We start from the raw sequence: 22652 nt of genomic DNA, 5'->3' as shown, positions 1-22652 counted from the left end.
GCATACCTTCATGCACAGTGCGTACCAGAGTGGAAACTTCTTACGAGAATGAAATGTGAATCCCTTCACACTTCACAGCGTTGCAGAGTTACAAGACCTCACGCGCGGTAATGCCCAGTCGTTGCATACGCGATAATAACGTTGTGCGTTTCATGCCCAGCCGCGTAGCGGCGCCACGAGGTCCGGCGACAATGCCGTTTGTTTCCCGCAGAACCTGAACAATACGCTGACGCTCCTCTTCATCATTTTCCGGTGTGGCGGGATTAAGCATTTGCGACATAGCTTCGGTAACGGGGGAATCGCTTCCCAGCGGAGGCAGGAGTCGGGTCTGGCGGGTATTCAGATGCAAATTCAGGCTATTGCCCCGGGTGAGCAATACCGCACGCTCGATCACGTTTTCCAGTTCGCGCACGTTCCCCGGCCAGTCCCATGTCATCAGTTGACGTAGCGCCTCTGTCGGGATCACGTCAATGTTCCTGTTCATCCGCTTCGCCATTTTTTGCGTAAAGTGTTTCGCCAGTAGCGGAATATCTTCCGGACGTTCGCGCAGTGGTGGTATCTCAAGGGGAAAAACATTCAGCCGATAAAACAGATCGCTGCGGAATTGCCGGTCTTCGACCATTTGCCAGAGATCGCGATTGGTGGCGGCAATCATTCGCACGTTGACCGGTATTGTTTTGTTTCCGCCCAGGCGTTCGATCTCTCTTTCCTGTAATACACGCAGCAGCTTGGGCTGTAATTCGAGGGGAAGGTCGCCGATTTCATCAAGAAATAAGGTCCCGCCGTCGGCAAGTTCAAACCGTCCGCGATGGGTATTAATTGCGCCGGTAAAGGCGCCTTTATCGTGTCCGAATAGCTCGCTTTCCAGCAGGCTGGCGGGGATCGCGGCGCAGTTAATCTTTACCAGCGGTTTATCCCGACGCAGACTTAACTGATGGATCGCGCGGGCAATCACTTCTTTCCCTGTTCCCGTTTCACCGCAGATCAGCACGGTACTGTCGCTTTCCGCCACAATGTTGATTTGCGAAAGCAGGTCATCCATCGCCTGGCTTTGATAAATGATATTACCGGCGCCCTGGCTGGCGAACAGTTGCTCACTTAGCTGAAAATTTTCCTGTTTCAGGCTCTCTTTCAGGTCAGTCATGCTGCGCCAGGCGTCGGCATTATCAACGGCGATAGCAATGCGGTCGGCTATATGCTGGAGAAGTTCGCAATTCTCTTCGCTGAACAGCGATCGCGAGGGGTGCGCGAGAAGTAAGACGCCCGGCGTATGGCTGCCAAAGGTCAGCGGCAGAAAGAAGGCGGTTTCGATGCGACTGTTTTTCAGATCCAGCAACAGTGGGTCGTGCTCCCACAAAACGGGATCGTCTGCCAGATGCAGCAAACAGGCGTGCTTGTCGCGCAGAGTTTGCATCAGCATGATGCTCTGTTCTTGCAGGATAAACTGCAGGCGTTCCGGTTGCTCTTCCTGAGAGAAATCGGTGCTCCATGCGCAGAACTTGTCTGTCCGTCGCGTATCCCGCAGTACCATGCTGACGAAAGTGATACCAAAGAAGTGGTTAATCTCTCTGGCGACATCATCGATTAACTCTTCCAGATTTAAATGGGAGAGCACCGAGTTAGTAATATCGACCAGTATACGATGATGATCGCGTTCTTTCGTGATGGTATGAAGGGATTCCTGTTGGCTTGACTGGGTAAGCATAGACTCCAGCGCAGGCGTCATAACGCGGACTAACCAGTTGAATAAGCTGGTGTCCTGATGGGTAAACGTTCCTTTATCCGTACGAATGAAGCGCAATTCCGCCATCAGAGTATCGCCAAGCAGCGTGGCGTGTAGCGAAGAGTCGCTGACGTCGCGCAAGTAAGGCTCTTCGACTATCTCGTCGGTTCCATCGTCGAAGCAGCGATAATAGAAGCTGCTGTCCGGGAAGTGGAGTTCAATGAGTTGTAGTGGGCTGAAGGGTGGGGGGAGCGGAACGAAGGCATGCAATAGAGAGGCCTTATCATTCTGCCGAGTCAGGGAGTGCATAAGCGTACTGACTACATCATCCAACAACTTACCTACAGGCGGGGCAAAAATTGCCTCGTCAAACTTTGTCATCAACGGTCCTTTTTACTGAAGAGACAGATTGTGTAGCGACTGCGTTTTGGTAGCGAACATGGCAACGCGACACTTTACCTTATCCCTTCACTTCGTAATGTTATCCGTCTCACGAGATTTTCCGCGCCATCAGATAAATGGCGGGCTCACGAACAATATCATCCAGCAAATGAATCAATTGGATACTCAAATTACGCCACGGTTCCGCGGCGTCATCGGCGAGGGGGGAGAAGGCGCGGCTGAGCATGTTTACGTGACTGGCATCGATAACAATCTCGTCGAAACGGAGTACGCCCAACATTTTGCGGCGCGCCTCTTCATCTTCCACTTGCGCTATCCATTGGTTGTAGTCTGCCAGCGGGCAGGTTAATGCCACGTTCAGGCAGTCGATCACGCCAACGTGATGGCCAATCGCCAGTGAGTAATACATGACCTGGCGGCTTTTTTCCGGCATGGCGACAGTACTGTCGAGAAACTTCTGTCGCAGCGTCCAGAAGACAATTTCGCCGCGCTGATCAGCCATGTTGCCCCCTGAGCGTCTGTAATAACTGGTGAACGATGTCATTCAGGCGCGGATCGTCCGCTTCTTGTAACCACGTCGCCACTTGTTGACCGGAAGGATCCTGAGTTAGCGCCCGTAAGAGCTGATCGCAGATCTCCCTTCCCTGACGATAACCTGCCAGGCGTCGCGCCTCCCTTTCCAGGGCGATACGCTGGGTGGGCGGAATCTGCGGCCACAGCGGTTGAGAGGGTTCGGCTGCGGCATCGACATAATCCACTCCATGAATTTTCTGTTGCAGTAATCCCAGCGCCACAGCAAAACCGTGGATCGTAGCGGCTGGCGTGGGCGGACAACCCGGTATCCACACGTCGATAGGCACAATCGTGTCACTGCCCCCCCACACGCAGTACAGATCGTGGAAAATCCCGCCACCGACGCCGCAGGCACCATAGGAGACACAGATCTTATGGTCTGGCGCTGAATGATATGCGCGCAGCGCAGGCATGCGCATTGCACGGGTCACGGCGCCGGTAAATAACAAAATATCGGCATGTCGGGGAGATGCCACCACCTTAATACCAAATCGTTCAGCGTCGAACAGCGGGGTGATCGCAGAGAAGATCTCGATTTCGCAGCCATTGCATCCGCCACAGTCAACGCGATAAACATACGCTGAGCGGCGAATATCCTTCAGGAGGAGCTGCTTCATTTGTTGCGCCTGGTCGTCCAGCGTAATGGGCTGACTGACGTGGTGGCGATGCGTTGCCGTCAACGAAGTCATTGCTTCTCCTTAATGGCAAAAGATATATTTTTGCAGCCGCCATGAAACAGCGCGGCTCGTTGTTTACACTCCGGGCATATTCCTGCCTGCTGACGCAGTAATTCCAGGTTTTGCGGCGCATTTTGCTGTTGCGCCAGTAGCGCGACGGCCATGTCGATCGACTTTTCTGGCGCAAACGGTCGCTGACACTCAGTGCAGTGTTGCAGGCGGAACGTTGCGCGGGTGAACAGGTCCGCTTTACAGGTGACCGCCAGCTCGAAGTTTTCAGACAACCGTATCGCCCGGGTTGGACACACCTCTTCGCAACGACCGCAATAAATACAGCGCCCCAAATAGAGCTGCCAGGTGCGGGTGTTATCCTGCGCGGAAGTCTCCATGGTCAGTGCGTTGGCCGGGCACGCCGACGTACAGGCTGCGCACGCAATGCACTGACGTGGGTCCAGCTCCGGCTTTCCGCGAAAGCCAGGGCTGACCTCCAGCGGAGCAAAAGGGTATTTCACCGTGGGCTCTCCAGCCCGCATGATGGTTTTGAGTAATTTCAGCATTTTTCTGTCCTTACTTCAGCGGTGAACGGCTGCGGTCAATGCTGTAGCGCTCGATCTCTTTATACGGCACGGTTTTTGACTTGCGCTTACGCACATCAATCAGCGTCACGCGGTCAGTGCAGGAATAACAAGGATCGAGGCTGCCGATTATCAGCGGCGCATCGGAAACGGTATTGCCACGCAGCATGTAGCGCAAAACCGGCCAGTTTGCATAGGTGGCGGCGCGGCAGCGCCAACGGAACAGCTTCTGGTTGTCTCCGAGCATGCTCCAGTGCACGTCTTCGCCGCGTGGCGCCTCCACAAAACCAAGCGCGAAAGCATGCGGACGATAGGTGAAGCCTTCGGTGAGCAGCGGCGTATTTGGCATCATGTCGAGGGCGTATTCGATCATCGCCAGCGAGTCGAAGGTCTCTTTCACGCGCACCATGACGCGGGAAAAAACATCGCCCCCTGGGAAGCTGAACAGCGTTTTTGGGATGTTGGCGTAGTCAGAATAAGGATGGTCAAAACGCAGGTCGCGGGCAAAACCGCTGCCGCGAATCAACGGTCCTACGGGACTAAAGTCGCGGGCAATTTGTCGGTCGAGAATACCGACGCCCTGGGTGCGTTGTTCCATATTAGGAGTCGCGAGCAGCATTTCGACGAGATCCGAGACCTCGGCGCGCATCTCACGAACCAGCTTCAGCGTTTGCAGACGCTGCTCTTTGAGAATATCGCGGCGAACGCCACCGATCAGGTTGAGACCATAGGTTTTACGCGAACCCGTCAGCAGTTCCGCCATCGTCATCGATTTTTCACGTACGCGGAAGAACTGCATAAAGCCGGTATCGAAGCCGACAAAGTGGCAGGAAAGACCCAGATTAAGCAGATGGCTGTGCAGGCGTTCGACTTCCAGCAATATCGAACGGATGGTATGCGCACGCTGCGGGACGTGGATCCCAAGCGCATTTTCGACGGAAGTGGCGTAAGCCACGCTGTGGGCGAATCCACAAATGCCGCATACCCTGTCCGACAAAAATGTCACTTCGTTGTAGCCCATCCGCGTTTCCGCCAGTTTCTCCATGCCGCGATGCACGTAAAACAAGCGGTAATCGGCGTCGACGATCCGCTCACCATCGACAAAAAGGCGAAAATGTCCAGGTTCGTCGGAAGTAATATGCAGCGGACCGATGGGGATCACGCGCGCGTCATCGCCACCGTCATTAATAAACGGATAGGTTTCGCTATCGGTCGTCGGTTCTGGGCGCAGGCGATAATCCATGGCGTCTTTACGCAGCGGGTGCATATCGTCAGGCCAGTCATCTGGCAGCACCAGTCGGCGCTGATCGGGCAAACCGACCGGAATCAGGCCATACATATCGCGAATTTCTCGCTCGCCCCAGACCGCAGCAGGGACGCGTGGCGTCACAGAAGGGAACTCACGGCTGTTGGCATCGACCAACGCTTTCACCACGATCCAGCATTTTTCCGCGCCTTCAATAGAGAGCGCATAGTAAACCGCATAGTGTCCGTTCAGGCTGCGTTCGTCGTTACCAAACAGCACCGGTAACCAACCTTCATGCTGGTAGTAAAGATAATGGACGATATCGGGCAGCAGATTCGTTTTGACCGTAATCGTCACCTGCGTCGGCGTTTGTCGTTCTTCGTCCAGCACCGCGCCAGGAAACTGATTTCTTACTGCGGCCAGACAGGCTTCGCCGCGGATTGACTGGTTATTAACGCTGTCTGAATAATTCACTTTTACTCTCCGGTACCGATGCAGTAGTGGGGTTAACAAAATCACGCCAGCCGTTTAGCTGACCAGGGCGTTCAGAGGAGCCTGAAAGCACGATCGCGGAGGCATTTTCCAGAATTCGGCTTACCGGTTGCGGTATGTGAGTACCCATAACCAGCATCATGACCAGCAGAACCACCATGGGTAGCGTCGTCAGCCACCCCAGTTCACCGCGACTCACCGCCTCTGGCGGGCGAGCAAACAGAACCCGGGCAACCATGCGGATCAGACCCGCCAGCACCACCGTCAGCAGCAGCAAGAGCACAATGGTGAGCACGATATGATCGCGGGCAAGACCCGCCGTGACGATCATAAATTCACTGAGGAAGATATTGAACGGAGGCATGCCCGCGAGCGCCAATGCGCCACCCGCAAACAGGACGGCGGTAAACGGCATGATTTTTAGCATCCCGCAGACCACATCAATATTGCGCGTGCCGTATTTCAGCAGTACGTTGCCGGAACCGCAGAACAGCAGCGTTTTCGCCAGACTGTGGTTTAACGTATGCAGCAACGCCGCCAGAATACCCAGCGGCCCGCCGATACCCAGCGCGACGGCGACCAGTCCCATGTTTTCCACGCTGGAATAGGCCAGCAGACGTTTCATATCCTGCTGCACGAGAATAAAGAAGGCGGCAACCCCGACGGACAACAGACCGAAGATCAACAGCAGCGTATTGGGGAAATCACTGCCGATGGCGTTGCAGATAATGATGTAATAACGGATCAACACCAGCAGCGCACAGTTAAGCAGTACCGCAGAAAGCAGGGCGCTCACCGGACTTGGCGCCTCACTGTGCGCATCCGGCAGCCAGGCGTGCATCGGGAACAGACCGGTTTTGGTACCGAAACCAATCAGGACAAACACAAACGCCAGCAGCATCAGCGTCGGGTCAAGCAACGTCGCCTGCTTCAACACCTCGGTCCAGAAAATCGCCAGATTAGGATCGGACATGATGCTCGCGGCGTTGGCGTATACCAAAACGGTGCCAAACAGACCGAAAGCGACGCCTACGGTACAGATGATGATGTACTTCCAGGCCGCTTCCAGTGAGGATCGCTGGCCGTAAATACCCACTAAAAATGCGGAGCTGAGGGTGGTGGCTTCAATCGCCGCCCACATCACGATCAGGTTATTACTGGTCACTACCAGCAGCATCGTGAACAAAAATAAATGGAAGAAACCGTAATAGTTGCAGAGCGTGAGTTCGGTGATTTCTCCGTGTTTCACCTCATGATTCATATAACCAATTGAATAGAGGCCCGTGAGAAAACCAATGATGCCCAGAATGGCTAAAAACAGTCCGCTCAGGCTATCAATATGCAGCCAGCGATGCCCGGCGAAAATTTCACCTTCGCTCAGCGCTTCTTTTACCGTCCATAGCGTCAGAATCAGCAGCAATGCGATCCCCACGGTATGGATCAGGGTGACCGCGTTGCGTGCTGACCCGCCCGTCATGCGACAGGCAAAACAGAGCAATGAGATAACCAGTGGCGTCAGCAACAGTAAGGTGAACATGACAGAATGACTCATTTCATTATCCCTTCAACGCAGTCAGGTTGTTCACGTCCAGCGTGCCGTGGGTTCGCCAAATCTTTCTGGCCAGCAGTACCATCACGATAACGGCGAAAATGGCATCGGTAGCAATGCCTATTTCGACCAGCTCCGGCGCACGCCAGGCGATCAGCGCCAGCACCAGATGGGAGCCGTTCTCCATCAGGCAGTAGCCGAAAATCTGCCGCAAGATATTGCGTTGGCTGATAATGCACAGCAGTCCGAGGAGGAAATGCCCCAGCGCCACTGCCAGCGCAGGCTTCAGGTCCGCCGCCATCGGCAGTTTCACCGGCTGTACGACGAAAGCGCAGAGCAGCACAATGAGTGCGGCCAGTAACGCCATGGTTGCCGGACCGAACAAGTTCTTCTCTGTGCTGACCGGGGCGATTTTGCGTACGGCAAAACTCATGATAATAGGCACCATCACCACTTTGGTGACGAAGGCGCTGACCGACCACATCATCAATTGTTCTGCCGCAAACACCCGCGAGAGCGTCACGAAGATGGACACCAGAACCAGCGACTGGACGGCATAAAAAATACATGAGAGGCGATAGCCTTTGACGCAGATCACCAGAAGTGACGTCAGCATCATCAGTCCCGCCAGATTATTTACGAGCATTGTTCCCGTCATCCTTCACCTCCTTACTGAAGCCAGGTTGCGGCGATGACGCTGGACACAAGCGACATCACAATCAGTACCATCAAAACCAGACGCATTGAGAACGGCAGCGGCACGGCCTGCGCAACGTCGTCACTCGGTTTGCCCGGCACGACGCGACCAAACCAATAAATAAACCAACCGAAACTGGCGACCGACTCAATCAGCACCAGAACCAGGATCGGTATCAGCAGCCAGTACTGACTGGAGAGCATGAAACCGGCGGCGAAAAGCGGGTACTTGCTGAAGAATCCGTTAAATGGCGGTACGCCGGTGATGGCCAGCGCTGCCACGCAGAAGCCAATTCCCACCAGCGGTAATGTGCGTAATATCCCGCGCAGGCGCGGCAGCAGACGTGTTCCGCAGCTATAACTCAGAGAACCCGCAACCAGGAAGAACAAGCTTTTGGCAAACGCGTGGTTGACGATGTAAGCAATACCGCCCTCGAAAGCGAGATGAGAACCGAAGGTGGCAAGCGACAGCGCGAGAAAGATATAGGCCAGTTGAGTAATGGTCGACCAGGCCAGCAGGCGCTTCATATCGTGTTGCGGCAGATACATCATGAAACCGTAGATAAGCGTTACCAGCGCCATCACCACCCCCGTCCAGCCAATGGCAGGAGGGATCTGGCCGCCGTCGAGGATCGCGCGGGCAAAAATGTAGACCCCCACTTTGACCATCGATGCCGCATGCAAATAGGCACTGACTGGCGTTGGCGCTTCCATCGCATCCGGCAACCAGGCCTGGAGCGGCAATTGTGCCGACTTCCCCCATGCGGCGAACAGAATGCCGCCGTAGACCAGATAGCGGGCGTCACCTTGCACTTCACTCAGTGCGCTGAGCGCAAAGGTGCCGGTCTGCAGAAACAGCGTGGCGGCGGCGAGGTACAACCCCAGTGAGGCAATGTGAGTAATCAACAGCGCTTTTAATGCAGAACGCTGTGATTTTGCTGTCTGGTAGTAGCTGATCAGCGCCCAAGAACAGCCGCCGGTGATTTCAAAAAACAGCAGTTGCCCCAGAATGGTGGAAGAGAGAACCAGTCCGGACATGGCGCCGATAAAAATCAGCAGAAAGGCGTAATAGCGGTTGCTACCGTTGTGCGGGTGTTCGCGGTTTTTTTCGGTCAAATAGCCGTTGGAAAAAAGTGAAACCAGCAGGCCGAGAAAAACAACCACAAACAGGATTAACGTACTGACGCGATCTATCACCAGTCCAAACAGCGCGATGTCATTGACGCTCGCCAGCGGAAGAACAACGGTCGCTTTCCCGGTCTGGTAAAACATAACTTCCAGCGCCAGCATACTGAGCGTCGCCAGTCCGGCAAAGAGCGTCCCCAATGTGGCGGCCTGGCGCTGTGGGGCAAGCGAAACGACCAGCGCGCCGATAAACGGTAGCAGCAGCGTCGTTAGAGCAAGAGATTCCATGGTATGTCGATGCTCCTTACAGACCGGTTAACCAGAAAACGTACGACAGCGCGGCGAGACTAAAACCGAGCCAGGTAACGTGGTGCGTCAGCAGGAATCTGCCGCGCGCCAGAGTATTTTCGAAGAAAGACGCCAGCACGAAGAGCAGCAGAACTTTGCCCAACGTCACGACCAGCGAGATCAGTAAGCTGCTGAAAGTCAGGGTTGTTGCGTTACCAAACGGCAGGAACAGCGAGATGAACAACGCGGCCATCACCACCTGTTTCAGCCCAAGTCCCCACTTCACCAGCGCCAGTCCGGCACCGGAATACTCCGTCAACGGCCCTTCCTGAAGTTCCTGCTCGGCTTCTGCAACATCAAAAGGAATTTTTCCCATTTCAATGAAGCAGGCGAAACCGCAGGCGAGCAACGCCAGCAGCGTGGCGACCGGCGATGCCCAACCGGCGGCCAGCACGTTGCTAATGACGGCAATATGCGTGGAACCGGCCATCAACGCGATGACGAGCAGAGAGAGGATCAAAATGGGTTCCACCAGGATACCCATCGTCATTTCCCGGCTGGCCCCGATCCCTGAGAACGGACTTCCGGTATCCAACCCGGAAAGGGCAAAAAAGAAGCGGAATAAGGCAAAGAGATAGATCAGGGTGATCAAATCGCCGCCGCCCGCGAGGGGGGATGTACGGATGAAGAGTGGCAATGCCATTGCCACTGCCAACATGCTGCTGAGCAATACCCAAGGCATGACGCGGAACATCAGGCCTGATGAGGAGGGCGCGACTTCCTGACGCTTTAACAGTTTGTTGATGTCGCGGTAGTCCTGCCAGATCCCCGGTCCGGTACGTGAGTGCATACGGGCGCGGATCTGCCGGGAGATCCCGGTGAACAACGGCGTCAGTGCCAATAAAATGATGGCCTGCAACAACGCAAAACCTGCCAGATATCCGTCGAAGAGTGTGGGTGTCATGGTCGTTTCCTCAGACGGCGATAATCAGTAACAAAATAACCAGCGCCGCCACGACATACAGGCAATACAGGCGGAAATCGCCGCTTTGCAGATACTGTATTTTTTGCGCCAGGCGCTGTGTCATACGAACGATGGGAGCGATGATGTACTCATCCCAGAACGGTTCCGTGTTCCGCGCAGCGGCCGTGGCGTGGAGTAAGCCACTGGCGAGCGGTGGTGACGGATCGAGCTGTTTGCGTAACCGATAGAGTGTGGAGAACATCACCCGCAACGGCTGAGTGAAGCTGCCCGCAGAAGGCGCCATCGCACTTTCCCAGCCGTAGCCGCAGGCCCAGGCATCCCCGGCGCGGCGAAACGTGCCGCGTCTGGAGCGATAGATCCACCAGTACAGACCCGGTAGGAGAGGCAAGGCGAGCAGCAACAGGAAAACGGTTGATGGGGTCATCAAGGTTTCATGCATTTCTCCTGGGATCAGCGAAAGTCCCTCTGCGACAGGCGCGGTGCTGGCTGCCGTAAACGAGAGCACAATCTGCATGATTTGCGGTGCGACCCTGCTTGCGCCGACGCCGGTAAAGACACACAGCGCGGCGAGTACAGCCATTGCCGCCACCATCTGCCAGGGCGCTTCCTGCGCCTGCTCTGCTTTTTCGCTGCGCGGCGCGCCGCAGAAACTGATTCCGTAGACTTTAACGAAACACATAGCGGCCAACGCACCTGTAATGGCGAGCATCACGATGGCGATGGGACCCGCCAGGCGTAATGCCACATCGTCAAACCGGGTCATGGCGAATAAAGACTGATAGGTGTACCACTCGCTGATAAACCCATTCAGCGGCGGCATCGCCGAAATGGCCAGACAGCCAATCAGAAACGCGCCTGCAGTCCAGGGCATCCGTTTTGCCAGCGCACCCATTTTTTCCATATCGCGGGTGTGTAAACGCCAGATGATGGCCCCGGCGCCAAGAAACAGCAGCCCTTTGAACAAGGCGTGATTGAGCAGGTGAAAGAGGGCGCCCAGCAGACCGACCGCCGCCAGGATGGGCTGGTGTATCGACAGGCCAATCATACCGACCCCGACCCCGAGCAAAATAATGCCGATGTTCTCAACCGTGTGCCAGGCCAGCAGGCGCTTAATGTCATGCTCCGCCAGGGCATAAAGTACGCCGAGCACGGCAGACACGGCGCCAAACGCCAGCACGACGATGCCCCACCACAGCGGAATGCCGCTATGCGCGAGGAGATCGATACCGACTTTGAGAATGCCGAAAATACCGATCTTCACCATCACACCTGACATCAGCGCGGAAGCATGTGACGGTGCGGCAGGGTGAGCGCGGGGTAACCAACTGTGCAGTGGTAGCATCCCGGCTTTTGCGCCAAAGCCAAAAAATGCCAGCAGGAAGACGGCAGAAGCCAGACCGGGCGAGAGTGACAATTCCCGGAAGCTGGCGAAGTCGAGGCTGCCGCTTTGTCGCCACATCAGGAAGAAGGCGATCATTATCAGAATTGAACCGGCGTGGGCAATGAAGAAATAGAGCATGCCCGCGCTGACGGACTCTTCATCCTGTTCGGCAATCACCAGGAACCATGAGGCCAGCGACATGATTTCGAACAGCACAATAAACCAGAAGGCGTTGTCCATCACCAGTAAACCGACCATCGAGGCGATAAAGAGGTTCATAAAGAACCCCATCGCGGCTGCGCCCTTACCGACGTATTCGCGCATGTAGGCCAAAGAGTAGAGCGCACAGACGGTGACCAGCAGTGAAATCACCAGCACCATAAAGGCGGACAGACTGTCCATTCGAACCGACAGCGCAGCAAATGAGAAGGGGGTCTGAATCGCCCAGGTGAGCGTCGCGCCGGTTTTTAGCTGCGCTATCGCACTGCTGATACCGGTAAGTCCCCCTAAAACGCCCGATAAACCGGCGATATTAATCGCTGCCCGATCGCGTCCTGAGGATAGCAATGACATCACGCCACCAGCGACATAGAGCGCCAGCGACCACATCAATAATTGCAGGGCATCCATTAACGTTGCTCCTGAGCCAATGAAAGAGGATCCAGCGCGAGGTCCTGCATCGCGTCGACAGCCAGTTGCTGTTTTAGTCTGGTTTGCTGGTGCAGGACATCATCGGTGACCAGGTGCAACGCCTGCGTGACGCAGGTGGAGACGCACGCCGGACCTTCGGGGAGGAAATAGCAGAGGTCGCACTTAACGGCGATGGCTTGTACCCCCGCATCCCAGCGTAAGAAGGGGCTGAGCGCCGGAGCGCTTTCTGGCACGTCATTGAGTTGTCCTTGTGCCTGATGGGCAAACTGAGTGGGAACGTCAACAGGACGACTGCCGGAAGGGACAATGGCGCCAAACGGGCAGACAAGGCCGCAAAGTTTACAGCCAATGCAAAGGCTTTCATTGAGCTGAATGGCGTCATCATGGCGCGTGATCGCATTAACGGGACACACCTGCTTGCAGGGGGCGTCTTCGCAGTGACGACAAAGCACTGGCGCGGTTTGTGTGGGGGTTCGCACCAGAGCAAGTCGTGGATGTTGCTGCAAGCCTTGCTTTTTATGTACGTCCGAACACGCAGCAAGACAGGTATTGCATCCAATACACCACTGAGGATCGGCTATCACAAAGCGGTTCATGTGGCTCCTTGAGACAAAACAAAACGTTACGCCTCTTATGCACAAAGGATGCCATCTTTTAAATTATCTTAAAATCAATTGGTTATGTGGTTTTCATCGCCAATGCAGAACAAAAGTGATGGTCAATACCGTCCGCTATTTCGTGTGTCGGCATTAGTGTCGGCAGGGCAAATAACACTGTGATATTAGTCACATTGGGGGGTGTTGCGCAGAGAAAAACGGCGCTGGCGACACCTTGCCGCCAGCGCCGGGAAGAGGAGTTACGCGTTTTCTTTTAACCAGTTCAGCACCACGTCGTGGTGATTGCTGGTTTTAAAGTCATCGAACACATGCTCAATTTTCCCGTCGGGATCGACCAGGAAACTGATGCGATGGATGCCATCGTAGGTTTTGCCCATAAAGGATTTTTCACCCCAGATGCCAAATTGCTCGCATACCTTATGATCTTCATCTGACAGCAGCGTGAAGTTAAGGACTTCTTTCTCAGCAAATCGGGAGAGCTTCTCAGGTTTATCGGTGCTGATCCCCAGCACTTCAACACCTGCTTTTTTTAACTCGTCCATGTTATCGCGTAAGCCACAGGCTTGAACGGTACAGCCGGGCGTCATGGCTTTAGGGTAGAAATAAACCAAAACTCGCTGTCCCTGGAAGTCGGTTAAATTTACTTGTTCTCCGTCTTGATCCGGCAAGCTAAATTTCGGTGCGGTATCACCGGCTTTCAGTGGGTTCATTACTTAACTCCATCCTGTTCATCATGTTGTGAGTAATTGACAACGTTTATACTGCCTTGCGCATTGAGTTCTGTACATAGTGCTTTAAACGCTTGTTCAATATTTACCGAAACCTGCGATGCCGGGCTATGTGCGGTAATTTGAATAAAAAGTTGCGCCGCTTTTTCGTTTTCGGCGGGTTGAGTGCGTGAAACCAGCTCGGCGATGTTCATTTGGTGGTTGTCGAACAGGGCGGTAAAACGCTCAATCAAATGTGGAGAGTCTGGCACGTCGACCTGCACCCACACCGTGGCGGGCATTGCCGGGCGAGGACGGGCGGTCGTGCGCTTCATCACAATCAATAAATCCAGCTCTGCGCCTTTCAACGGCAAGGTCGATTCAATCAGGGTGATGGCGTTCCAGGAACCCGATAACAACATAATAAACGTAAACTCATCCCCCAGCATCGCCAGTCGACTGTCTTCGATATTACAGCCGCAACTGCTGACATGGCGGGTGATAGTGTTCACAATTCCCGGGCGATCGGCACCCAGCGCAGTGATGACCAGATAATGTTGCGATGACGATGTCAATCCTGTTCTTCCTTTGAGAGGTGAGGTAATCATAAGGAAAGCATAAAAAAAACCTGCATACAACAATCAGAACGGCTCTGGTCACTTGCTTTTATTGTCGTACCAAACGTACCATTGAGACACTTGTTTGCACAGAGGATGGCCCATGTTCACGGGAAGTATTGTCGCGCTTGTTACACCGATGGATGAAAAAGGTAATGTCTGCCGGTCAAGCCTTAAAAAACTGATTGATTATCATGTCGCTAGCGGCACTTCGGCGATTGTTTCTGTTGGCACCACCGGCGAGTCTGCCACGTTGAGTCATGATGAGCATGGCGACGTGGTGATGATGACGCTGGATCTGGCGGATGGGCGTATTCCGGTGATCGCCGGAACGGGCGCCAATGCGACTGCGGAAGCCATTAGCCTGACTCAGCGTTTCAACGACAGCGGTATTGTCGGTTGCCTGACGGTGACGCCGTACTACAACCGTCCAACGCAGGAAGGGCTGTTCCAGCATTTCAAAGCCATCGCTGAGCACACCGACTTGCCGCAGATTCTGTATAATGTGCCATCCCGTACTGGCTGCGATATGCTGCCGGAAACCGTTGGTCGCCTGGCGAAGGTGAAAAATATTGTCGCTATTAAAGAGGCGACAGGGAACTTAAGTCGCGTTCACCAGATCAAAGAGCTGGTTTCAGATGAGTTCGCGCTGCTTAGCGGCGATGATGCGACCGCGATGGACTTTATGCAGCTCGGTGGTCATGGCGTGATTTCTGTAACGACTAACGTTGCAGCGCGCGATATGGCTGAAATGTGCAAACTGGCGGCAGAAGGGCGTTTTGCTGAGGCGCGCGTGATCAACCAGCGTCTGATGCCGTTACACAACAAACTATTTGTCGAACCCAATCCTATCCCGGTGAAATGGGCATGTAAGGAGTTGGGTCTTGTGGCGACCGATACGCTGCGCCTGCCAATGACGCCAATCACGGATAATGGTCGTGAGATTGTCAAAGCGGCGCTTAAGCATGCCGGTTTGCTGTAAAGTTTAGGGAGATTTGATGGCTTACTCAGTACAAAAGTCGCGCCTGGCCAAGGTTGCGGGTGTTTCGCTTGTTATGCTGCTCGCTGCCTGTAGTTCTGACTCGCGCTACAAGCGCCAGGTGAGTGGTGATGAATCCTATCTGGATGCAGCGCCGCTTGCTGAACTTCATGCTCCTGCAGGGATGATTCTGCCGGTGCAAGCAGGCGACTATAACATTCCGGTGACCAACGGCAGCGGTGCAGTGGGTAAAGCGCTGGACATTCGCCCGCCCGCTCAGCCGTTAGCGCTGGTCAGCGGCGCGCGGACCCAGTTTACTGGCGATACCGCAACCCTGCTGGTGGAAAATGGTCGTGGCAACACGTTGTGGCCGCAGGTTGTTAGTCTGATTCAGTCTAAAAACTACCCGATTGACAAACGTGACGACGCCACTCAGACGCTGACGACCGGTTGGGTTGACTGGAACCGTCTGGATGAAGACGAGCAGTATCGCGGACGCTATCAAATCTCTGTTAAACCGCAAGGTTATCAACAGGCTGTCTCAGTGAAACTGGTTAACCTGGAACAGGCGGGTAAACCGGTTGCCGATGCAGCGTCGTTGCAGCGTTATAGCGCGGAAATGATGAACGTCATCTCTGCGGGCCTCGATAAGACGGCCACTGACGCGGCGAATGCGGCGCAGAATCGTTCTGCTGCGACCATGGACGTACAGAGCGCGGCCGACGACACCGGTCTGCCGATGCTGGTAGTACGCGGTCCGTTTAACATCGTCTGGCAGCGTCTGCCGGCAGCGCTTGAAAAAGTGGGCATGAAAGTGACCGACAGCACGCGCTCGAAGGGTAGCCTCGCCGTGACCTATAAACCCCTTTCTGACAGCGACTGGCAGGAACTGGGCGCAAGCGATCCGGGACTGGTTTCCGGCGATTATAAATTGCAGGTCGGTGATTTAGATAACCGTAGTAGCTTGCAGTTTATCGATCCAAAGGGGCATACCCTGACGCAATCGCAAAACGATGCCCTGGTTGCTGTCTTCCAGGCTGCATTCAGTAAGTAATAAAACAGGGCTGGAGATATCCGGCCCTTTTTTCTGATATGATACGCAAACGTGTGCGTCGGCAGAAAAACGCAATTTTTATCGTTAATTCACACCCAGGAGTGTTAAAGATGCAAAAGCAAGCTGAGTTGTATCGTGGTAAAGCGAAAACCGTATACAGCACGGAAAACCCGGACCTGTTGGTGCTCGAATTCCGCAATGATACGTCAGCAGGGGATGGCGCGCGCATTGAACAATTTGATCGCAAAGGGATGGTGAACAACAAATTCAACCATTTCATTATGACCAAACTGGCAGAAGCGGGTATCCCGACCCAGATGGAACGACTGCTTTCTGACACCGAGTGTCTGGTGAAAAAACTGGATATGGTGCCGGTAGAGTGCGTGGTACGTAATCGCGCGGCAGGCTCTCTGGTAAAACGCTTAGGCGTAGAGGAAGGCATTGAGTTGAACCCACCGTTGTTCGACCTGTTCCTGAAAAACGACGCGATGCATGACCCGATGGTTAACGAATCCTACTGCGAAACCTTTGGCTGGGTGAGCAAAGAGAATCTGGCACGGATGAAAGAGTTAACCTACAAAGCCAACGATGTGCTGAAAAAACTGTTTGATGACGCTGGCCTGATTCTGGTCGACTTCAAACTGGAATTCGGTCTGTACAAAGGCGAAGTGGTACTGGGTGATGAGTTCTCTCCGGACGGCAGTCGTCTGTGGGATAAAGAGACGCTGGATAAAATGGATAAAGACCGTTTTCGTCAGAGTCTTGGCGGCCTGATCGAAGCCTATGAAGCCGTCGCACACCGCCTGGGTGTAAAGTTAGACTAACATCTTCTCTTAAACCGGAGAGGTAAAAACTCTCCGGTTTTCCCGAACAGCCGATTCTGGTAGCTGTTTCCTATGGTAATCCTCTCCCTGAGCGCCTACGATCATCACTATAACGAATATATTGATGAGGTATGACTATGCGCTGGCAAGGGCGTCGTGAAAGTGACAATGTGGAAGACAGGCGTAATAGCACCGGTGGTGGCCCCTCTATGGGCGGTCCTGGCTTTCGTTTACCGGGTGGCAAAGGCGGCATCGTTCTACTGATTGTGGTGCTGGTGGCGGGTTATTACGGTGTGGATTTAACCGGGTTAATGACCGGTGAGCCGGTCTCACAGCAACAATCGACACGTTCTATCAGCCCAAATGATGATGAAGCGGCAAAATTTACCTCGGTGATCCTAGCAACAACAGAAGATACCTGGGGGCAACAGTTTGAAAAAATGGGGAAAATCTACCAGCAACCGAAGCTGGTAATGTACCGTGGCGCGACGCGTACAGGGTGCGGCGCGGGCCAGTCGGTGATGGGGCCGTTTTACTGCCCGGCGGACGGTACCGTCTACATCGATCTCTCGTTCTATGATGACATGAAGAACAAACTGGGCGCCGATGGCGATTTCGCTCAGGGTTATGTGATTGCCCACGAAGTGGGACACCATGTGCAAAAACTGCTGGGTATTGAACCGAAAGTGCGTCAGTTGCAGCAGAACGCAACGCAAACAGAAGCAAACCAGCTTTCTGTACGCATGGAATTACAGGCGGATTGTTTTGCCGGAGTCTGGGGCAACAGCATGAAACATCAGGGCGTGCTGGAATCGGGTGATCTGGAAGAAGCGCTGAATGCCGCTCAGGCGATTGGCGATGATCGTCTGCAACAGCAGGGGCAGGGACGTATTGTCCCGGATAGCTTCACGCACGGAACCTCTGAGCAACGTTACACCTGGTTTAAACGCGGATTTGATAGCGGAGACCCAGCACAATGTAATACCTTTGGCAAAGGCTTCTAAACGACCGGGGCAGGGATGTCGGAAAACAATGTGCTGAGTGCCTTAACTGCGCAAATGACGCAGCAGGGAATACGCCGTCTATTGGTACTCAGTGGTGATGAACGCTGGTGTGCTGAACAGGCGCTCATGCTTCGTGACGCGTTACCGGGCGACTGGTTGTGGGTCGCATCTGAAGCGCCTGTTGAGCCGTATTGTCGGCCTCAGGCGCTGCAAACATTGCTGGGGCGAGAGTTTCGTCATGCGGTATTTGATGCGCACCAGGGATTTGATGCCGCCGCGTTTGCCGCGTTGAGTGGTACGCTGCAGGCGGGAAGCTGGCTGGTATTGCTGACGCCAGCCTATGCGACCTGGGAAAATCACCCTGATGAAGATTCACTGCGCTGGAGCGACTGCCCACAACCGATTCCCACTCCCCACTTTGTCCAACATTTTATGCGATGCATCGCTTGCGATGAGCAAGTGCTGCACTGGCAACAACATCAGCCCTTCTCGTGGCCGCACTTTCCTGCTCGTGACAACTGGCGACCCGCATCGGGTGAGCCGCAGCCTGAACAAGCCGAAATTTTGCAGCAGTTGTTGCAAATGCATTCCGGTGTGGCCACGGTCACCGCTGCGCGTGGTCGGGGAAAATCAGCGCTGGCAGGGCAGTTGATCAGGCGAATCGGCGGTACGGCGATTGTGACAGCACCGGCGAAAGCGGCAACGGACGTGCTGGCGCAGTTCGCGGGTGACAAATTTCGTTTTATTGCGCCGGATGCGTTACTGGCGGGCGCTGAGTCCGCAGACTGGCTGATTGTTGATGAAGCCGCGGCACTTCCCGCTCCGCTACTTCATCGCCTGGTTGCGCGGTTTCCGCGCACGCTGTTGACCACCACCGTTCAGGGTTACGAAGGCACTGGCCGCGGCTTTTTACTGAAGTTTTGCGCTCACTTTGCGCATCTGCAGCGTTTTGAGCTGCGACAGCCGATCCGCTGGGCGCAAGGATGCCCGTTGGAAAAAACAGTCAGCGACGCACTGGTTTTTGATGACGAAACGTTCGTGCAGACCCCTCGTGGTGATATCCGCATATCGGCGTTTGAACAGGACGCCTGGCACACAAACCCGGAACTGCCGCTGGCGGTATATCGATTACTCTCTGGTGCGCACTATCGCACATCGCCACTGGATCTACGCCGCATGATGGATGCTCCCGGTCAGCATTTTCTTCAGGCCTCGGGGACCGACCGTGTGGCGGGTGCCGTCTGGCTGGTGGATGAAGGCGGATTATCCGCCCGTTTGAGTCAGGCTGTCTGGGCGGGCTATCGCCGACCCAGAGGCAATCTGGTTGCTCAGTCGCTGGCGGCGCATGGAGGTTGTCCGCTGGCAGCAACGCTGACGGGGAGACGTGTGAGTCGCATTGCCGTACATCCCACAAGGCAACGTGAAGGCCTCGGTCAACAGTTGATCGCTCGGGCCTGTGCCGACGCATCGAACCTGGATTATCTCTCCGTCAGCTTTGGTTTCACGGCGACATTGTGGCGCTTCTGGCGACGTTGTGGATTCATACTGGTTCGGATGGGTAATCATCGGGAAGCGAGTAGTGGGTGTTTTACGGCGATGGCTATTTTCCCGATCAGCGAGGCGGGAAAACAACTGGCAGAGCGTGAACATCACCGGCTGCGACGAGATGCGGTGGCGTTGGCTCACTGGAACGGTGAAGCGGTTCCGGTTATCCCGCTGAAAGAGTCTACGCTTAATGATGATGACTGGCTGGCGCTGGCAGGTTTTGCTTTTGCCCATCGCCCGCTGCTGACGTCGGTAGGCTGCCTTCGCCGTCTGCTGGAAACCTGCAATCTCCCGCTTCCTGCGTTACGCGGACGTCTGCAGGACAAAGACAGTGAAATGCAATTGTGCGCCAGACTGGATCTGCCAGGGCGCAAGGCGCTACTGGCCATGCAGAGAACGGAAGTGGCGCAGGCGCTGGCAACCCTGGATGCCGGACGTGCACAGCGGTTACATGATCGTATTTTGCAATGGCAATTTTTTCACTAACTCCTTCAATTTCCTGGCATGGTCATTGTGATTAAGCGGCGTAGAATCGACCCATCAGTTAAGGAGATTGCCATGAAACATGACCACTTTGTTGTTCAAAGTCCTGCCCAACCCGCGCAACAGTTGTTGCTGCTGTTTCATGGCGTGGGGGACAATCCGGTTGCGATGGGAGAACTGGGGCGCTGGTTTATTCCTCTGTTCCCGGATGCGCTGATCGTCAGCATTGGGGGTGCAGAACCCTGTGGTCCGGCACCGGGACGCCAGTGGTTTTCCGTGCAGGGCGTGACGGAAGAAAATCGTCAGGCGCGGGTAGACGCTATCATGCCGGTATTCGTTGAAACTATTCGCTACTGGCAACAGCAGAGCGGGGTAGGCGCGAAAGCCACGGCGCTGATTGGCTTTTCACAAGGCGCGATTATGTCGCTCGAAAGCGTGAAAGCGCATTCGGGCCTGGCTTCCAGAGTGATTGCGTTTAATGGTCGCTACGCCAGCCTGCCGGAAACGGCGACAACCGCGACGACTGTGCATTTGATTCACGGCGGTGAGGATCGGGTGATTGAGTTATCGCATGCGGTGGCGGCCCAGGAAGCTTTATTGCGGGCGGGTGGCGATGTCACGCTGGATATTGTGGACGATTTAGGTCACGCCATTGATGGCCGCAGTATGCAGTTTGCACTCGATCATTTGCGCTATACCGTACCGAAGCATTACTTCGATGAAGCGCTGAGTGGCGGTACGCCCCATGATGATGATGTGATTGAGATGATCTAGCATTCAGTACGCAGCAAAATAAGTACCGCAAGGTCGCGGTACTTATTATTATCTGCTTATCAAAGGATATAATATTTTGAATATCAACTATTTTAGTTGATTCAAAATGTTAGCAAACCAACTTTTATCTGTCTGCTTATTATAACCAGGGGCAGCTTGAGTCGGGTTAAATGTACTCAGCATTTTCATTGCAGTGTCGAAGTTATAGATTTCTATATTGTTAAGCTCATCATCTTCAACATATTTTACTTTTTCACTGACGTCCATTTCCAGATTCCTGTTAATCTGGTTGCGCAGGCTAACCAGATCCGGGACGGTAAAAAATACACCGTAATACTTACCTGTCTGACCTTCATGTTCATAATCAAATTCACACTGGCCGAGAGTGGTGGCGTTTATTTGTGGGGATTTGATATTAATACCAGTCTCTTCCTGAAACTCCTTTAATGCGCCAATTTCCGGAGTGTAATTAGAAGGTAATCCACCGCCAGGTAATACATCCTGTCCCGAGAAATTCAGAACTTTCCTTGGTACACTTTTATATTGAAAGAAATATCCGTACTGTTTTTTTCTGGCAACCAGAAAGCTTTTTTTATCCTCAGAGAGGACGCACGCATAAACATAGTCTGCACACATGGTTAGACTCCTGATTAATTAGTTGGGATTTGTATATTACGATGTTGAATTAATTACTGAGGATCGGCAGTAATCGCTTTTGGGGACATGATTGCGCTGATTTCCACATCCGATTTACCTGTTAGCTGCTTAATGGAGGCATTGATAGCGGAAACATCGTCAGTGAGATCCCCCATCGTCGTATCCATATCAAAGTAGTTCATATTGAAAGTAAAATGATTAATTGACGATTTCCCAATAGCGGCTTTCCAGGAAGACTGATCGATATGTAAAAACATGGTTCTTACTTTACAGTCGTACATCGCTGGGATACCTGAATCTCCCCCTGTCCCCTGAACGGTGGCAAAGTAATAATAAGTAAGGAAATGATCGAGGCTTGAGGACTGTGTTTGAAAAGACAATTGTACCTGCTTCAACTGATCGACAACGCCAGTCAGTATACTGTCGAGTTGCTTTATTGCTGCGCCGGGGAGACCGAAACCACCGAACAACTGGGTCAGGAATCCCAGATGTAAATCGGCACTGGTGACATTTTTCGAAAAGTTTTGAGCGACCAGACTGGTTACCGGTAAATATGCCGCCATTGCCTTAACGGCACCGCCGGTAATGACGTAACTCCGCCATTTTGTCATGGCCACAGCAAATGCGCTGGCCTGATCGGGTTTGGTTATATCATAAGGCGCAGGGTGTTCATTATAAATACAAAAAGCAGTGAGTGTCGAAATATATGATTCGAGTGTTCTCACCTGACTGAGCATTTTAAGTAATACAGTATCAGGTGGAGAACTGGGGTTCGTTACTGAAGATGGAACAGCAACAATAGATGTTGTGGAAGGCACTTTTATTGCATTATTCAGAATGTCATTTAATGAATCCGGGGAAGGCGTGCCTGCGGGGGGGGTCGCCCAAAATTGAAGTGGCAGTGGCTGAACCTAATAATGTACCATTGAGAGTGTAATGGGCGGAAGTAATTGCATGATACATCTGAGAAAATGATTTAATTAAGATGGACTTATCTGCATCGCTGATGTTAGTCGTCATTACTTATT

Annotated in this window: 21 protein-coding genes; 6 read left to right on the top strand and 15 right to left on the bottom strand. The window is 53.7% G+C overall.

The features are described 5' to 3' along the window. Window positions 1–88: 88 nt before the first annotated feature. The 13 genes from NNO04_RS15700 to NNO04_RS15640 all read right to left on the bottom strand — a co-directional run bounded on the left by NNO04_RS15700 (window position 89) and on the right by NNO04_RS15640 (window position 14262). Window positions 89–2104: a sigma-54-dependent Fis family transcriptional regulator gene (locus NNO04_RS15700; RefSeq protein WP_271445480.1), complete on the bottom strand. Its 2016-nt coding sequence runs from the start codon at window positions 2102–2104 to the stop codon at window positions 89–91. Between the two features lie 109 nt (window positions 2105–2213). Continuing rightward, the gene (locus NNO04_RS15695; protein WP_271445479.1) at window positions 2214–2627 is read right to left on the bottom strand and encodes a formate hydrogenlyase maturation HycH family protein; all 414 of its coding nucleotides are present in this window, start codon (window positions 2625–2627) and stop codon (window positions 2214–2216) included. Continuing rightward, on the bottom strand, window positions 2620–3387 hold the full coding sequence (locus NNO04_RS15690; protein WP_271445478.1) for an NADH-quinone oxidoreductase subunit B family protein: 768 nt from the start codon (window positions 3385–3387) through the stop codon (window positions 2620–2622). Before NNO04_RS15690 ends, NNO04_RS15695 begins: the two co-directional genes overlap by 8 nt. After that, complete coding sequence (gene hyfH, locus NNO04_RS15685) at window positions 3384–3932, bottom strand: hydrogenase 4 subunit H (protein WP_271445477.1); 549 nt, start codon at window positions 3930–3932, stop codon at window positions 3384–3386. Before hyfH ends, NNO04_RS15690 begins: the two co-directional genes overlap by 4 nt. A 10-nt stretch (window positions 3933–3942) precedes the next feature. Then, the gene (locus NNO04_RS15680) at window positions 3943–5670 is read right to left on the bottom strand and encodes a hydrogenase large subunit (RefSeq protein ID WP_271445476.1); all 1728 of its coding nucleotides are present in this window, start codon (window positions 5668–5670) and stop codon (window positions 3943–3945) included. Then, complete coding sequence (gene hyfF / locus NNO04_RS15675) at window positions 5648–7240, bottom strand: hydrogenase 4 subunit F (protein WP_271445475.1); 1593 nt, start codon at window positions 7238–7240, stop codon at window positions 5648–5650. The genes NNO04_RS15680 and hyfF overlap by 23 nt, the downstream gene beginning before the upstream one ends. A gap of 4 nt (window positions 7241–7244) precedes the next feature. Next, window positions 7245–7895 (bottom strand): hydrogenase 4 membrane subunit, encoded by a 651-nt coding sequence (hyfE, locus tag NNO04_RS15670; RefSeq protein WP_271445474.1) that lies wholly within the window; start codon window positions 7893–7895, stop codon window positions 7245–7247. 11 nt (window positions 7896–7906) lie between these two features. Further along, a complete protein-coding gene (locus NNO04_RS15665; protein ID WP_271445473.1) occupies window positions 7907–9346 on the bottom strand; it encodes a hydrogenase 4 subunit D in 1440 nt (479 codons plus the stop codon). Window positions 9347–9362: 16 nt separating this feature from the next. Continuing rightward, complete coding sequence (locus tag NNO04_RS15660) at window positions 9363–10310, bottom strand: respiratory chain complex I subunit 1 family protein (RefSeq protein WP_271445472.1); 948 nt, start codon at window positions 10308–10310, stop codon at window positions 9363–9365. A gap of 10 nt (window positions 10311–10320) precedes the next feature. Beyond that, window positions 10321–12342 carry a hydrogenase 4 subunit B gene (hyfB, locus tag NNO04_RS15655; protein ID WP_271445471.1) on the bottom strand — a complete coding sequence of 674 codons (2022 nt, stop codon included), beginning with the start codon at window positions 12340–12342 and terminating at the stop codon, window positions 10321–10323. Continuing rightward, a complete protein-coding gene (locus NNO04_RS15650) occupies window positions 12342–12959 on the bottom strand; it encodes a 4Fe-4S dicluster domain-containing protein (protein WP_271445470.1) in 618 nt (205 codons plus the stop codon). The genes hyfB and NNO04_RS15650 overlap by 1 nt, the downstream gene beginning before the upstream one ends. Window positions 12960–13219: 260 nt before the next feature. Further along, complete coding sequence (gene bcp, locus NNO04_RS15645; RefSeq protein ID WP_162379060.1) at window positions 13220–13690, bottom strand: thioredoxin-dependent thiol peroxidase; 471 nt, start codon at window positions 13688–13690, stop codon at window positions 13220–13222. Next, window positions 13690–14262, bottom strand: a complete 573-nt coding sequence (locus NNO04_RS15640; protein WP_202882566.1) for a glycine cleavage system transcriptional repressor — start codon at window positions 14260–14262, stop codon at window positions 13690–13692. The genes bcp and NNO04_RS15640 overlap by 1 nt, the downstream gene beginning before the upstream one ends. A 145-nt stretch (window positions 14263–14407) precedes the next feature. Here NNO04_RS15640 and dapA point away from each other — a divergent pair, with 145 nt between their 5' ends. The 6 genes from dapA (at window position 14408) to ypfH (ending at window position 20967) form a co-directional block, all read left to right on the top strand. Next, entirely contained in the window at window positions 14408–15286 is an 879-nt protein-coding gene (gene dapA, locus NNO04_RS15635; protein ID WP_162379058.1) for a 4-hydroxy-tetrahydrodipicolinate synthase, read from the top strand. A gap of 16 nt (window positions 15287–15302) precedes the next feature. After that, window positions 15303–16337, top strand: a complete 1035-nt coding sequence (bamC, locus tag NNO04_RS15630) for an outer membrane protein assembly factor BamC (protein ID WP_271445469.1) — start codon at window positions 15303–15305, stop codon at window positions 16335–16337. Between the two features lie 110 nt (window positions 16338–16447). Beyond that, window positions 16448–17161, top strand: a complete 714-nt coding sequence (gene purC / locus NNO04_RS15625) for a phosphoribosylaminoimidazolesuccinocarboxamide synthase (RefSeq protein ID WP_162379056.1) — start codon at window positions 16448–16450, stop codon at window positions 17159–17161. Between the two features lie 137 nt (window positions 17162–17298). Further along, on the top strand, window positions 17299–18165 hold the full coding sequence (gene ypfJ, locus NNO04_RS15620) for a KPN_02809 family neutral zinc metallopeptidase (protein WP_271445468.1): 867 nt from the start codon (window positions 17299–17301) through the stop codon (window positions 18163–18165). Window positions 18166–18180: 15 nt separating this feature from the next. Next, window positions 18181–20196: a tRNA(Met) cytidine acetyltransferase TmcA gene (locus NNO04_RS15615; RefSeq protein ID WP_271445467.1), complete on the top strand. Its 2016-nt coding sequence runs from the start codon at window positions 18181–18183 to the stop codon at window positions 20194–20196. A 72-nt stretch (window positions 20197–20268) separates the two neighbouring features. After that, window positions 20269–20967, top strand: coding sequence for an esterase (gene ypfH, locus NNO04_RS15610; RefSeq protein ID WP_271445466.1), 699 nt, complete (start codon window positions 20269–20271; stop codon window positions 20965–20967). 87 nt (window positions 20968–21054) lie between these two features. Here the strand turns inward: ypfH and NNO04_RS15605 are convergent, their stop codons facing one another. Continuing rightward, window positions 21055–21603, bottom strand: a complete 549-nt coding sequence (locus NNO04_RS15605; RefSeq protein WP_271445465.1) for an NUDIX hydrolase — start codon at window positions 21601–21603, stop codon at window positions 21055–21057. A gap of 53 nt (window positions 21604–21656) precedes the next feature. After that, window positions 21657–22442, bottom strand: a complete 786-nt coding sequence (locus NNO04_RS15600) for a hypothetical protein (RefSeq protein WP_271445464.1) — start codon at window positions 22440–22442, stop codon at window positions 21657–21659. Window positions 22443–22652 lie beyond the last annotated feature (210 nt).

Source organism: Citrobacter sp. Awk 4 (assembly GCF_028069725.1).
Taxonomy (GTDB): domain Bacteria; phylum Pseudomonadota; class Gammaproteobacteria; order Enterobacterales; family Enterobacteriaceae; genus Citrobacter_D.
The sequence above is the reverse complement of the archived record's forward strand: the minus strand, read 5'-3'. Positions and strand labels throughout refer to the sequence as shown.